Genomic DNA, 13,686 nt, shown 5'->3' on the forward strand with positions numbered 1-13,686 from the left:
GCACGGCGGTGTCCTCCTTGATCTGCGGTCGTGAACGTGTGGTCCCGGGGGTGGGCAGAGACGGCGCAGCGGCTGGGCCGCGTCCGTCTCTGCCATGGGAATTGGCGATCCGTGTCCTCGGCCGGATCGCCGCGTGAGGTCTGGCGGAGCGGGGTGGTGCGCCCGTTCGGGCGCAACCAGGCGCACCACCCCTGGAAGCTGCCTCGCCGAGGCTTTCGGGGGGTCGGCGGGCAGCTGGCACGAGGACCGGTCAGCGCGCTGTCGGCGAGACCGGGTTGATGCCCGGGCAGTGCACGTGGGTGACCTCAGTGGTCGCTAGCAGATGCAACAGGACGGTGCTGCTGACCGGGCGCGGCCGGTCGGGGTGGTGCAAGAAGATGCCGCAGCCCGGGACTCGCCAGCCGGCGACGTCCGCGCTCTCCGGGCGGGAGTGCACCGTCATCTCTGCGGTGCGCCGCAGTAGACCGAACGCCGCCACGGCGGGCATGGTGACGCTGCACGAACGCATCGCGACCACGAGGTGGTCGCCGAACAGCACCCACCGCCAGCCGCGCACCACCGTTGGGATCATCGTCTCGGCATGCTCGATGGCCGGGCCGGCGGGTTTGGCGAGGGCGTCGCGGGCGTGAATCAGCGCTTCGCCGACCGTGTTACCGGTCGCCACGGCGTCCTCGACGATCAGCTCCCGCTGGCCGGTGGCGAGCAGCGTCGCCGCGAGCCCTGGATGCTGGATCATCCTCGCCTGATGCACGCGCCGGATGACGTCCGGGCCGATCTGCGGCCAGTCGGCGCGGACCGCGTCCGGGCGGGCCAGTCGCATCGCCTCGCGCGGGCTCGGGGCCATCCGGATCCGCGCGGCAAGGGCGCGGTCGCGGACCTTCGCGGCCGTGATGGCGTGCGCTGCGGTGAGGTATATCTCGCCGGCGAACACGACACTACGCCGGGCGGAGGAGGTGAAGATGCCGTAGGGACCATGAATGCGGCGGATCCTGAGCGGTAGGTCCGGGCAGGGCTGCGCGTCGGTGGGTGCCACGGGTCCTCACGATCGTGTCGGGCGGGTGGTGTGCCGGAAGCCTGCGGGGAAAACCGGCACACCACCCTGCTGATGGACCTTCCTGTCAACACGCGTGCTGCCCGGAAGGCGAAGAAACCGGTGGTGCCTGCGGGCGGGCCAGAATGCCTGGAGCACCGTCCGGTGGTGGCTGACCGGCTGGTCAGCGCTGGGCTGCGAGAACTTCGTCAGCTAGGCGCGCGGGTCGCGCCACATCGGATACAGCACCGGTCCGCCGAGCCCGACCGGGAACGGATCGCTGTAGTCGGCGTAGCCGTGCTGCAGGTACAGCTGCCGGTTCCGCGGACCGGTCGCTTCCAGGTAGGCCGGCATCCCGATCGCGTCGAGATGCGCGTTCGCGTGGGCCAGCAGCGCCGAACCGAGCCCTTGTCCCTGCGCGTGCGGCGTAACGGCCAGGAAGGCGAGGTAGGCGTGCGGACGGTCAGTTGGGTGGTTGCGGACCATCGCCGAGTCGAGATCTGCGAACCGCTGGACGCGCGGACCGCATACCTCACGCAGGCGCGCCTCGTAGTCGCTTGGTTCCGGCGGCAGGTCATCCGTGACCTGGGTCCAGAGCGCGACCGCGTCGCTGCCGATCATGTCCGCGTACCCGTGTTCGAGCAGCGGCTCGGCGAGCATGCCGAGATAGCCGGGATAGATAGAGGCCCGGACCCCGGGATCGGCCGCCAGCCACGGCGCCAGGTCACCATCGAATAGCGCGTCGACCAGCACATCGGTCACGGGAAGCAGCTCGCCGGTACCGTCGCGGCGGATCGTCGGCGAGGCGTTCATCGCACGCTGCCGGCGGTCAGGCCGATCGGCTTCGCGAGGTCGGCTGCGATCCGGGTGCCCTGGCCGATCCGGTCGTAGACGTCAGGGCGCGCCCGGCGCGCCACTGCCGCCCACACCACGCCGGCCACTGCGGCGGACAGGAACGCCACGGGCGCGGCCCACGTGAGCGGGTCGCCTGGTTCGAGTCCGAGCATGATGTGGATGTTGAGCATGGTCTGCACGAGGATCCAGGTCAGCGGGACCAGCGCGATCAACGGTGCGACGACACCGCGCAGGAGGCTGGTCTCCTCGCTGTTACGGCGCCTGGTCCAGGTGTAGGCGGGAATCGCCGCCGACGTGAGGGTCATCAGGATGAGCACGCCGAGCCCGCCGATACACGTGCCCCAAAAGAACAGGTAGAGCTCGGGATCCCAGCTCATCGCCGCGTACAGCATGACGACGCTGAACCCGATCGCGGACTGCAACAGCGAGCCGGCCATCGGGGCGCTGGTGCGGGCACTGATCTTGCCGAGCCAGCTCGGCAGAACGCCTTCACGGCCGAGGGAGTAGTGGTAGCGAGCGGCGGTGTTATGAAAGGCGAGATAGCCGGCCAGCAGCGACGTCACGAACAAGACGTGCCCGAGGATGTTGATGAAGGCCGGGATGTACGGGCCGGCGAGCACGAAGGTCAGCTCGGTGCCGTGCTCGGTCGCCAGCGCGACGATGTTGTCCGGCCCGGCGGCCACCGACATCGCCCACGACGCGAACGCATACAAGCCGCCGATCAGCGCGAGCGACAGGAACGTGGCCTGCCGGACCGTGCGCTCGGGCCGTTTCGCTTCCTCGGCGTACACGACCGTCTGCTCGAACCCGACGAACCCTGTCACGCCGATGACCATCAGCACCGCGCCGCTGCCCGAGAACAGCGACGAGATGTTCAGCGCGTCGAATGTCAACGCCCCGCCTGCCGGATGTGTCACGTGGACCACGGCCAGGCCCGCCGCGACGAGGATTTCACCACCGAGCAGGATCAGCAGGAACTTGCCGTTCAGGTCGATACGCAGCGTGCCGAACAGCGCCACCAGCGCCCAGAAGGCCAGCGCGCATATCCACCATGGCGTAGAGATCTTGAATTCGTCGGCGAGCCAGGACGAGGCGATCGCGCCGGCGCCGCCGAGCATGCCGACCGCCATGGCGTTGTACGCCAGGACCGCGATGAAGGAGCCACCGACGCCGAGATGCCTGCCGAGGCCGTGGGTGATGTAGGCATAGAAGGCGCCCGCGTTGGTGATATGGCTGCTCATGTCGACCAGACCGACAGCGAAAACCGTCAAGATCGCGGCGACCGCCAGGTACGCGATCGGGATTCCGAGCTGGCCGGTGACCGCCCACTGCAACGTGGCGCCAGCCGCGATGACCGTCATCGGCGCGGCGGCCGAGGTCACCATCACGACTAGATCGGCGATCCCGAGCCGGGCGCCGGCCAGCGTGTCCGCCACACTGACCGGCCGTGTGGTGTGCGTACGCATACGTAAGACTCCAGACGTTATGAAATTCGAGAGGGAGGGTGTGCCTGTCACCGACGGACTGTGACGGCCTTACCGACCACGGCCTCGGTGCACGCGTAGAGAAGTTGCGCCACTCGATCGCCGCGGCGTACCTCGCGGCGGGCCTGGGCGACGGCCTGTGCGTGGTCGTCGTAGAAGATGTGCTCGTCTAGACCACAGGCGAGCACGAGCGAGACGAGGAGCAAGTCGTCGTTCTCGAAGCGCTGGCGCAAACGGAAGCTGCTCATCAGTCGCGCGGCCGGCCAGGCGGCGCTGTTCGGGTCCGCGCCTACATATGGGTACCGCTTACGGGGCCAGCCGACGGCTCTGACCTCGCCGGCGTTGATCAGGCGCCGCGCGGTCAGCTCATAGATTTTGTCGGCGGCGATGACGTCAAGCCATGTAGCCGGCGGGTGCGCGGGCCCTTCGGCAATCAGACGGTCCAAGAGGGCTTGTTCCGTCGGTTCGGCGCACGCTCGTTCGTCGATGACGCTGATCCCGTCGACCGTGATAACAAGCTGGTCCCGCATGTCCCACAGCAGCGCCGCAGCCAACCCGATCGAGGTGATCGATCGGTGAAGTACCGAGGCGCCGGTACCGTCCCGATGCGCGAGCCACCAGAAGTCGACGGCGGCGGGCTGCTTGGGGGCACCTCGACTACCGACGGCAGGGATCAGCACTGTTGGCTGATCACGAGCGCTCGAAGAGCTCACCACGGGAGGTGTTCCGTCAGCTTGCTGCCAGGCATGGCGTCCGTACGGCCGGCTCATGCCGTCTCCAGCTGAGGGTCGATGGCCTCTTCCGCAATTCGGTGCATGACGCAGTCCGCAATGAAGTCATCAACACCTGTCGCGCTCGCTCCGACGAGGTGGCGCACGCGAACAGACCCGGCGGAGGCGGCTTCGACCGCACCGGGGAGCCATCTTCCCTGGAAGACCCACACTTTCTGGTCTCGTTCGTATGAGATCGATGGTCGAACTTCTGGTGCCTTGCGATCCGCAGGGCTGATGGTTGGCGCCGGCATGGCAACCCTCCGCGCTTGTTACATTCCGGGCATCGGAGACGCTTGAACAGGCGAGGGTTAGGGGTCGAAGTTGGATAGCTCGGCCCTCCGGCAGGGTCCGTTTCTCCCCTGCGCCTTAACCTGCGGTCAATAGCGTGGCAATCTCAGTACCGCAGGCAAAGACATCCGCTGTCAGCCGTTTGTCGGCCGACCAGCACCGCCGTGTCGGTCTGTCGGCTGCCAAGCTAGGGTTTGCCCATGAGTACGCAGCCAAAGCGCGCTAGCGAGTGGACCATCCACGGCGAGCGCGTCGTGGACGACAGCCGGCGATCCGTCTTAAGCGTCGCCGACGTGGAACTCCCGGACGGCGTTCGATTTGAGCAATACGTTCTACGGGTACCGAACGCTGCAATGGTCGTCATCCTTGACGGCGATGAGCGCGTATTGATGCTCTGGCGCCACCGCTTCATCGCCAATCGATGGGTGTGGGAGCTTCCTGGCGGGTATCTCGATCCGGCCGAGAGTGCAATTGATTGCGCCATGCGCGAAGTCGAGGAGGAAACCGGATGGCGACCACGGAGCCTGGAGAAGCTGGTTGATTTTCAGCCCATGATTGGAACCATTGACCAGCTAAATACAATTTATCTAGCACGTGGTGCGGATTACACCGGCGGGCCACTGGATCAGAACGAGGCCGAAAAAGTCGCCTGGATAAAACTCACAGACGTACAAGATCTCATCGCATCTGGGTCTATTATTGGAGCCGGATCAGTGTCCGGCCTCTTTGCAACCCTTCTATTAAAAGCATCAGGAAAACTCTAGAGCCGCTCAACGATCGGGCGAACCCGCTCCATGTAATCCCGAACAGAGGGAATACCGACGTGTTTTGAGAGTCTATTGGCAATATCCAGCAGGTAGTCTCGTGACCGCATCGAAGTGAGCCCCTCTGCTGCGCCTGCTGCCTGCATGCCGACATGCGCAGACTGTTCAATCTCCCCGACTTGAGCATGAGCAATAGCCGACAATGCGAGATTGAACTGCCGACCGCGCGCGTACTCGCCACCATCCATGTCTAGTGAGCGGGCTGCGAAGCGTTGCGCAATTTCGCCACGACCAAGCGCAGCGAAACACTGCCCAAATTTGGCCGCGAGATACGCTTCGTCGAAATAACCAATCCATTGCGGATCGCTAGCCCGGTCAGCCTTGTCGAATATAACCTCAGCCCTACTCAGCGCCGACGCGCATGACACGCTGTCGCCACCAACCGCATGGCCCTGGGCTTCGAGAACCGCTGATTCTGCTTGAATTGCAGCGACGCCGGCCTCTACTGCCGCTCGACCCGCCGCTCGGGCCAGATCGACGGCCTCAACATGAGCACCGTTATATGCCGCTTGATGGCTCATCGCTGCCAAAATTTCGGCGCCCAGCGCTCGGTCACCCGCTCCCGCCGCCAGCCTTAGTGCCTGGATCATGTATCGCTGCGCAAGGCCGTGCATTCCAGCATCGTAGGATGACCACGCCGCAAGTTGCGTCGCTTCCGCAGCCGCAGACAGTAGCCGTCGGCCCGTATTGATGTCATATTTACCACCAATACGTACGGCCACTTCGTCACTCAAAAAGCGAACGATTCCCTCACGGACGTGACCCCCGCCGAAACGATTGTCGAGCCTTCTGTACGTTGCGGTTATCTGCTGGACCGTCTCAACGTCCGGCATGCCTACTAGCGTTTCCCCACCACCAGCCGGTCGCTCATCTAGTGGCGACATAAGCCACCTCATAGCAGGTGACAGAAAAACTGCCGCATCAAAAGATGTCGCTCGCAGAAAGCCACGCCTATTCAAGTCGCCTCGCCAAAGTTCGACAGCGTTTTCTATTCCATGTCGCCACTCGGGCACAAAATCTAGCCCGACGCGAACTCCAATGGTCTCAGATTTGTCTACCGCAGTCCGTCGGCTGACGTCAGCCGACGCTTCGCCCAGTAGGGCACACAACTCGCCGCCCGCCTTCAGAACATCATCGAGCAATCTGACGACCGCCGCACTCGGGCGTTTGGTCCCGTTCTCAAGATCCCAAAGAAATCCGTGAGAACAGTGGACTTCCTTGCCCAATCGCCGTAGCGACATCCCTGCTTCTTCACGCAACTGCTTGAGCCGGCTCCCGAAGTTCAGAGCGGCTGACGTCATCCGCTGCGGCATGATTCTCCTCCCGAGCGAGAGTGCGACACGCGTGGACCGGCCTTCCGGGCATCCGGCCCTTCCCATCGAACGTTACATGAAATGATCGACTCAACTACGAGGCGTCTCCACTGTCAGCCGACAAGGCTGACAGTGGACGGTGGCGAAACTCAGGCTGCATCTACCTTAAGCTTTCAGCCAACGCAGCAAGCCGCACGTTCTCGATCATGATCGTTTCGGTTGATCGCGTTCGGAACGCTGGAACGGTCGACGCCCCGGCTAGCCAGCGAGCGGAAATGAACGCTACAACAATGGAGTGCCGAGTGACTCAGGCGCAAAGCATGCAAAGCGATAGCGAACGAGCTTACGAACTTCGTACAGCCTTGGTGGACCAGCTGGTTACGGATGGCTTGATCGTCAGTCCCGCTGTCGCGGACGCATTCCGAACCGTACCGCGGCACCTCTTCGTACCAGCCGATACTCCTCTGGAAGTGGTATACGCGATCGACAGATCTGTGATCACGAAGACGGGCGAAAACGGAGAGCACCTGTCCTCGGTGAGCGCCACGTACATCCAGGCCCGAGAGATCGAGCAGGCAGGCGTTACCGCAGGTATGCGGGTCCTTGAGGTCGGCTCCGGCGGCTACAACGCCGCGCTGCTGGCGGAGGTGGTCGGCGCTGACGGCGCCGTGGTGACCGTGGACATCGACCCGGACATCACGGCCCGCGCCACGGCGCTGCTGGCCGAGACCGGGTATGGCGACCGGGTCCGGGTGGTGCAACTCGACGCCGCGCATGTCGTACCAGGCGAGGAGTTGTTCGACGCGATCATCGTGACGGTCGGCGTATGGGACGTCCTGCCGGCGTGGCTGTCGCAGCTCACGCCGGAGGGCGTGATCGTGGTGCCGCTGCGGATGAACGGGGTAACTCGCACGATCGCGTTCCGCCGTGACGGTGATCGCCTCGTAAGCACGTCCACGGAGGTGGCGGGCTTCGTACCGATGCAGGGCGACAGCGCCCGGCCCGAACGGATCCTCCGGCTGCCTGACCCGCAGGGCGGCGTCGTGAGCCTGCGATTCGATGTCGGCGTGCCCGACGATCCGCGCTTGCTCGACGGTGTGCTGGCCACCGGGCGCAGCGAGGCATGGTCGCAGGTCGAAGTGGCCGGCAGCGAGTCCTTCGCGGACCTCTACCTGTGGATGGCGGGTTTCCTGCCCGGGTTCTGTCTGCTTCACGCGGAGGAAGGCACGACGCTTTCGGCGGAGCGCGGTTGGTTCCCGTTCGGGGTCGTGCGCGGTGACTCATTCGCCTACTTCGCGTTCCGGCCGGCCGCGGGCGGCTCCGGCTCCGAACTCGGTGCGCGGGCCTACGGGCCGCACGGCGAGGAGGCCGCTGCGGCGATGGCCGCGCAGATCCGGGCGTGGGACCGGCACGCCCGCCGCGGGCCGGCGCCCACGTTCGCGTACTGGCCGGCTGGATCCGGCGGTCCGGGTGAGGCGTCCGGCAACGTCGCCGTGCTGGAGAAGACGCACGGCGTGTTCACGATCTCCTGGCCGGCGGTGAGCTAGCCACCGCGGCCGGGTGTACCACCCCTACTGTCCCACCGATACGAGGAGTGAGAAGGGATGCTCGAGGTACTCGATCGTCTGAGCGTCGGCACCGGAAGCGGCGTTGCTGACACACACGACCTGCACAACGCATCACCGACCGCGCTCGCCGAGGGTGACGCGCTCACGGACGACGACTTCGTGCTCAACATGACGGTCGTGGAGTCCACCACCCCGCTGGTAACGCTGATGTGCAGCACGAGCGACGGCTGCGGCAGCAGTTGCAGCACCAGCGCGTGCACGACCAAGGCGAGCGAACCGCTCTGATCCCCTCCGGCACGGTGCCCTATCCATCGGGCACCGTGCCGGAGCCACCGCAAGCCATCGTTGCCCGGCCCATGTCGAGGAGGCGGCTCGTGACCGTCACGCCCATCTTCCGGTGCGGCGATGCCATCATCGTCCGCGCCACCACCGCCCCGGCGGACCTGGACGCTCCGTCCGAGCTCCGCGTGGCCGACGACGCTGCGGTACGTCGAGAAGGCGCCGAATGGCTGACGAGCGCGTGGTCGCGTGCCGACGTGCGAGACGCGATCATGCTGGCCAGCCCGAGCCTCGTCGCTCACCTCGATCGTGTCACGCAAGCAGGTGGCGACGCCCCGGTCAAAGATCTACGTCGTGCGGTCGTGTCGCTCGCCGGGTATGTGCTGAGGTGGCAGCGTCGCGTCACGCCGTTCGGAGTGTTCGCCGGTGTGGCGCTGGCGGATGGCGGAGCGGCCAGCGCGTCGGTCGGGCTGCGGCATCGGGCGATCGCACGCGCCGACAGCGAGTGGCTCTTGGCCGTCATCAGCGTGCTCGAACGTCATGATGCTTTGCGTCAGCGGCTGTACGTCGTCGCCGACAACACGAGCGTAGTTCGCGACGGTCGTTTGATTACTGCGCTGCGCGCTGAGCGGGGCGGCGGTAAGGCGGTACTGCCGCGTGAGGCGTCCGTGCGTTTCACCCGGCCGGTGCAGGCCGCGATGAGGTTCTCCGTGGTCCCTCGGCGGTTTGATGACCTTGTGGCCGCGCTCTGCGAGACGTTCCCGGCTGCGCGAACCGAGCAGATGGTGGCGGTAGTCGAAGGGCTGCTACATCAGGGATTTCTGCTCACGAACATGCGGCCGCCGATGACTGTCGCTGATGCCCTGCCGCATCTCATCGGCACCGTGATCACTGCCGGTGGACGGGACCTCGACGACGTCGCTCCGGTACTCAACGAGCTGGAGGCGATCCGGGATCTCCTCCAGGACCACAACATGGCTGACGATCCGGTCCGCGCGGCCGAGCTGCGCGGACTGCTGGCACCGCGAATGCGCAAGCTGGTATCCGACGCCTCACAGGTGCTGGCCGTGGATACCCGGCTCGACGCTCACATCCGGATCCCGCGGCAGGTACTGATCGAGGCGAGCCAGGCCGCGGACGTGCTGCTGCGAGTGTCGACGAAGCCGTTCGGGTCGACGGCGTGGCAGGACTACCGGTCACGGTTCCGGGCCCGTTACGGTCAGGGCGCGCTCGTGCCGGTACGCGAGCTGGTCTCCGACTCCGGCCTCGGATTCCCCACCGGCTACCTCGGTGCGCCGCGCGCCCATCCGAGCTGGCGCGGCGTGACGGAGCGCGATGCGGTGTTCTTGGCGCTGGTGCAGCGGGCCGCTTTGGACGGCCTCAACGAGATCGTCCTGACGGACGCTGACGTGGACGCGTTGAGCGTCGGGGAGTCCGCGGACGTGATTCCGCCGTCCAGGATCGAACTGGGTGTGGCCGTTCACACCCGGTCGCTCGCGGCACTCGATCAAGGTGATTTCCGCTTGAGGTTCGCGGCCGCGCCGGGCACGCCGACGAGCATGGCCGGCCGCTTCATACATCTGTTCGCCGGGCCAGAGCGCGCGCGGCTCACCGCCGCCTGCGCTGCTCCATCGCCGGATGACGACGCGGTGGCGGTGCAGCTGTCGTTCCCGCCGCGCCGGCCATACAACGAGAACGTGGCCCGCGTTCCGCAGGTGTTACCTGATGTCGTACCGCTCGCCGAGCACCCCACCGGGCGGGCGATCGCGCTTGACGATCTCGCGGTCACCGCCGACGCGGATCAGATGTATCTGGTTCAGATATCCACTGGCCGTCGGGTCATTCCCCACATTCCACATGCCCTGGACACGGTCGTGCAGAGTCCGCCGCTAGCGCGGTTCCTCGCCGAAGTCGCTGACGCCCGCACCGCGGTGTTCGGCCCTTTCGATGTCGGCGCCGCGCGTACCCTGCCGTACCTGCCGCGTGTGCGGTACCGGCGCACTGTCCTGTCCCCGGCACGGTGGCTGCTGACCAGCACCGACGTACCCGCCGATCAGGCTGATCAGTGGCAGGTGAGGCTACAGACCTGGCGGCAGCGGTGGCGGGTGCCGGCCCGCATCGTGCTCGGCCACGGTGAGCTGCGCCAGCCCTTGGACCTTGACCATCACCTTGACCAGGCGCTGCTGCGCTACCGGCTCGCGCAAGCGGGACGGGTCGAGCTGTATGAAGACGCGAATGCTGAGGACCACGGCTGGATCGGACGCCCCGCGGAACTGCTGATCCCGATGACCGCTGTCTCGCCGCCGAGGCGTTCGCTGCCCGATCTCTCGCCGCCCGGTGAGCAGTTCCTGCCGGGAGGCTCGGCCGTCATTCAGGCGCGGCTGGCCGGCAATCCGGCGCGCTTCGACGACATCATCCGCCGCCTTCCCGCGTTCACCACCTCGTTGACGGATATGGTCGGCCGCTGGTGGATCCTGCGCCAGCGCGACCTCGTGCGGGTCGACGCAGACCAGCACCTCATCCTGGTCCTCCGCCTACACGCGCTGGACCAGTATCCCGCCGCCGCAGCAGCCCTGGCGGCATTCACCGCCGACCTGATGACCCGGGGCCTTCCCGGCCAGTTGTCGTTCGTGCCTTACCAAGATCAGCCCGGACGGTACGGCCGGGGCGAGGCCCTCGCCGCCGCAGAGAGCGTGTTCGGCGCGGACACCGCTTGCGCCGTGGCCCAGATCGGCGTCGCCGCCACGACAGGTATTCCCGCGCAGGCGCTAGCGGCCGTGTCCATGACCCGGATCGCGGCGGCCTTCGCCCCCGATGCCGCGACCGGCTACCGGAACATCTCCTGTCACGTCCCTCGGCAGACCGGTCCGTCAGATCGCGCCCTTAACCAGCACACTCTCACTCTCGTCGACGCCACCCGCACCGCGCCGGCACCGCCGTGGGCAGCGGAACTCATCTCGGCGTGGGAGGCGCGGGATGCCGCGCTCGGACGCTACTTCGGGCTTCTGGCTCGCCAGCGCGACCCGGCCGGTGTGCTGGCGACGCTGCTGCGCGACCACCACGTGCGGGCGCTCGGTCTCGATCCCGCGTTCGAGAAGGTCACACACCGGCTGGCCCGCGCCGCCGCTCAGCGAGCCCTCGCCAGAGGCCAGCGATGATCAAGAACTCCGACGTGCCGGCCGTCGACTTGGACACGCCAGCAGCGATCCGGCAATCGCTCGCCGACGGGCCCGCCGGGCTCGCCCTCCTCCAGCTCGTGCGGGCACACGCCGGTACCGGAACCTGGGCAGACGCCCGCGCGGGAGTCCACGCCGTGGCCACCGGTCCGGTAGATGCCGGCCCGCACGCCGGCCTGTACTACGGCGCTCCCACCATCGGGCTCCTTCTTCACTGCGCCGCGCAAGCAGACGACCGCTACCGACACGCGGCCATGAACCTCGATCCGTACCTTCTGCGGCTCACCCGGGCGCGGCTGACCACCGCCCGCGCGCGCATCGCCCACGGCGCCGCCGCCACACACCGCGAGTACGACCTGTTCCACGGGCTCACCGGCATCGGCGCCCTGCTGCTGCACCGGGCCCCCGGCAGCGACGAATTCGCCGACCTACTGCGCTACCTGACCCAGATGGCTCTCCCCCGCACACGCGCGCAGGACCCGCTGCCGGGATGGTGGGTCACACATGACCCCGACCCCACGCTGCCGACCCCGGGCGGGCACGCAAACCTAGGCATGGCCCACGGCGCCGCCGGCATCCTCGCCCTGCTCGCCCTCGCCATGCACCACGGGCACATCGTCGACGGCCACGCCGAAGCCATCAACGACCTCACCAGCTGGTTCGCACGATGGCAGCAGACAGATACCAACGGCACGACGTGGTGGCCGCAGTGGCTGACCTTCGACGAACTCCGCACCGGCCGCATCTCGGCTGTGGCGCCGGGACGGCCCTCATGGTGCTACGGCACCCCGGGAATCGCCCGCGCGCTCCAGCTCGCCGCCATCACCACCCGCAACCGGGCCCTGCACACCATCGCCGAACAAGCCCTCACCGACTGCCTCACCGACCGGCACCTCGGCCGACTCACCGATCTCGGCCTATGCCACGGCCTCGCCGGGCTCACCCTCACCATGCACCGAGCCGCAGCCGACAGCGACCACCCCACACTCGCTCAGCACCTGCCCGTCCTGACATCCGCCCTTCACTCGACCATCGAACGGGCCCCCGCGGCGCCCAACACCGGGCTCCTGACCGGGAACGCCGGCATCCTCCTGGCCGCCGAGACGATCCGCCACGGTGCCGCCTCCATCGGATGGGACACATGTCTACTTATCACCTGACCGCCACACCGCTGGCCGACACCGTCCAACGCGTCCTCGCCGGCACCCCACTGCCAGAGGCCGCCGCCTCGACCGGAGTCAGCACAGCCGATCTCGCCGACGCCGTCGACATCTACCAGGCAGCCGGACGTGCCGCGCTCCAGCACCACACCGGCCACCGCTGGTATCAGGTACGCATCGCATTCCCCGACTGGGCCGCCGCAGAACACGCCGTAGCCCACCAACTCGGGCCCCGCCTGGACGAGCTGTACCACCAGGACGCGATCGGCGGATGGTGGTTCCTGCGCAAACACCCGCAATGGCGCCTCCGGTTCGCCGACCCCGACATCACCGCCGTCCACCGCATCCTTGACGACTTCACCGCCACCGGCGGCGCGAGCCGCTGGTGGCCCACCGTCTACGAACCAGAGACCACCGCGTTCGGCGGCCCTACCGGCATCGCCGTCGCCCACGAACTCTTCTGCGCCGACAGCCGAGGTGTCCTGCACTACCTCCGTCAACCACGGCAGCCCTTGGGCCGCCGGGAGCTGTCGCTTCTCCTGCTCGGTGGATTCCTCCACGCCGCCGGCCTGGACTGGTTCGAACGCGGTGACGCCTTCGCGAAAGTCGCCCAGCTACGTCCGACCGCGGAAGCCGACGACGGCAGGCTCGCCATGCTGGCCGACAACGTACGCGCGCTACTCGCCGTCCCTGACACCGCACACGCCCTGTTCCAACCCGGCGGCGCCGCGCACCACGCCGCACTCTGGCATACCGCGCACACCAACGCCGGCCAGCAACTCGCGGCCGCAGCGGCGAACGGCACGCTCGACCGCGGGATACGCGCCATCACCGCCCACATCGTCATCTTTCACTGGAACCGACTCGGGCTCTCCGCCACCACGCAAGGCATCCTCGCGCGTGCGGCCACCGCGGCGTTCCTCCCCCGGAGTTAGC

11 protein-coding genes are annotated in these 13,686 nt (G+C 67.0%); 6 read left to right on the plus strand and 5 right to left on the minus strand.

The window, feature by feature from the left end:
- Positions 1 to 250: 250 nt before the first annotated feature.
- The 4 genes from J2S44_RS14485 to J2S44_RS14500 form a co-directional block, all read right to left on the minus strand.
- On the minus strand, positions 251 to 1,033 hold the full coding sequence (locus J2S44_RS14485; protein ID WP_310413382.1) for an NADAR domain-containing protein: 783 nt from the start codon (positions 1,031 to 1,033) through the stop codon (positions 251 to 253).
- A gap of 210 nt (positions 1,034 to 1,243) precedes the next feature.
- Positions 1,244 to 1,843, minus strand: coding sequence for a GNAT family N-acetyltransferase (locus tag J2S44_RS14490; protein ID WP_310413385.1), 600 nt, complete (start codon positions 1,841 to 1,843; stop codon positions 1,244 to 1,246).
- Complete coding sequence (locus J2S44_RS14495; RefSeq protein WP_310413388.1) at positions 1,840 to 3,351, minus strand: APC family permease; 1,512 nt, start codon at positions 3,349 to 3,351, stop codon at positions 1,840 to 1,842. The genes J2S44_RS14490 and J2S44_RS14495 overlap by 4 nt, the downstream gene beginning before the upstream one ends.
- Positions 3,352 to 3,398: 47 nt before the next feature.
- Positions 3,399 to 4,049: a GOLPH3/VPS74 family protein gene (locus J2S44_RS14500; RefSeq protein ID WP_310413391.1), complete on the minus strand. Its 651-nt coding sequence runs from the start codon at positions 4,047 to 4,049 to the stop codon at positions 3,399 to 3,401.
- A gap of 581 nt (positions 4,050 to 4,630) precedes the next feature.
- Between J2S44_RS14500 and J2S44_RS14505 the strand changes: the two genes are divergently transcribed.
- Entirely contained in the window at positions 4,631 to 5,194 is a 564-nt protein-coding gene (locus tag J2S44_RS14505) for an NUDIX hydrolase (protein ID WP_310413393.1), read from the plus strand.
- Here the strand turns inward: J2S44_RS14505 and J2S44_RS43165 are convergent.
- A complete protein-coding gene (locus tag J2S44_RS43165) occupies positions 5,191 to 6,633 on the minus strand; it encodes a helix-turn-helix domain-containing protein (RefSeq protein WP_488193101.1) in 1,443 nt (480 codons plus the stop codon). The two genes, J2S44_RS14505 and J2S44_RS43165, sit on opposite strands and share 4 nt — an antisense overlap.
- A 254-nt stretch (positions 6,634 to 6,887) precedes the next feature.
- On the opposite strand from J2S44_RS43165, the gene fxlM reads away from it, so the two are divergent.
- From fxlM to J2S44_RS14535, 5 genes are all read left to right on the plus strand, one after another.
- Positions 6,888 to 8,114 carry a methyltransferase, FxLD system gene (gene fxlM / locus J2S44_RS14515; RefSeq protein ID WP_310429667.1) on the plus strand — a complete coding sequence of 409 codons (1,227 nt, stop codon included), beginning with the start codon at positions 6,888 to 6,890 and terminating at the stop codon, positions 8,112 to 8,114.
- A gap of 57 nt (positions 8,115 to 8,171) precedes the next feature.
- The gene (locus J2S44_RS14520) at positions 8,172 to 8,420 is read left to right on the plus strand and encodes an FxLD family lanthipeptide (protein WP_310413398.1); all 249 of its coding nucleotides are present in this window, start codon (positions 8,172 to 8,174) and stop codon (positions 8,418 to 8,420) included.
- 89 nt (positions 8,421 to 8,509) lie between these two features.
- A complete protein-coding gene (locus J2S44_RS14525) occupies positions 8,510 to 11,572 on the plus strand; it encodes a lantibiotic dehydratase (protein ID WP_310413401.1) in 3,063 nt (1,020 codons plus the stop codon).
- Positions 11,569 to 12,750: a lanthionine synthetase C family protein gene (locus J2S44_RS14530; RefSeq protein ID WP_310413403.1), complete on the plus strand. Its 1,182-nt coding sequence runs from the start codon at positions 11,569 to 11,571 to the stop codon at positions 12,748 to 12,750. The genes J2S44_RS14525 and J2S44_RS14530 overlap by 4 nt, the downstream gene beginning before the upstream one ends.
- Positions 12,732 to 13,685 carry a thiopeptide-type bacteriocin biosynthesis protein gene (locus tag J2S44_RS14535; protein ID WP_310413406.1) on the plus strand — a complete coding sequence of 318 codons (954 nt, stop codon included), beginning with the start codon at positions 12,732 to 12,734 and terminating at the stop codon, positions 13,683 to 13,685. Before J2S44_RS14530 ends, J2S44_RS14535 begins: the two co-directional genes overlap by 19 nt.
- The last annotated feature ends 1 nt before the right edge of the window (position 13,686 follow it).

Source organism: Catenuloplanes niger (genome assembly GCF_031458255.1).
GTDB lineage: Bacteria > Actinomycetota > Actinomycetes > Mycobacteriales > Micromonosporaceae > Catenuloplanes > Catenuloplanes niger.

What these genes read in the sequence shown, in the direction of transcription:
- fxlM (WP_310429667.1), top strand. Translation starts at nt 6,888, where the DNA reads ATGCAAAGCGATAGCGAACGAGCTTACGAACTTCGTACAGCCTTGGTG.
- J2S44_RS14505 (WP_310413393.1), top strand. Translation starts at nt 4,631, where the DNA reads ATGAGTACGCAGCCAAAGCGCGCTAGCGAGTGGACCATCCACGGCGAG.
- J2S44_RS14495 (WP_310413388.1), bottom strand. Translation starts at nt 3,351, where the DNA reads ATGCGTACGCACACCACACGGCCGGTCAGTGTGGCGGACACGCTGGCC.
- J2S44_RS43165 (WP_488193101.1), bottom strand. Translation starts at nt 6,633, where the DNA reads ATGGGAAGGGCCGGATGCCCGGAAGGCCGGTCCACGCGTGTCGCACTC.
- J2S44_RS14535 (WP_310413406.1), top strand. Translation starts at nt 12,732, where the DNA reads ATGTCTACTTATCACCTGACCGCCACACCGCTGGCCGACACCGTCCAA.
- J2S44_RS14530 (WP_310413403.1), top strand. Translation starts at nt 11,569, where the DNA reads ATGATCAAGAACTCCGACGTGCCGGCCGTCGACTTGGACACGCCAGCA.
- J2S44_RS14490 (WP_310413385.1), bottom strand. Translation starts at nt 1,843, where the DNA reads ATGAACGCCTCGCCGACGATCCGCCGCGACGGTACCGGCGAGCTGCTT.
- J2S44_RS14520 (WP_310413398.1), top strand. Translation starts at nt 8,172, where the DNA reads ATGCTCGAGGTACTCGATCGTCTGAGCGTCGGCACCGGAAGCGGCGTT.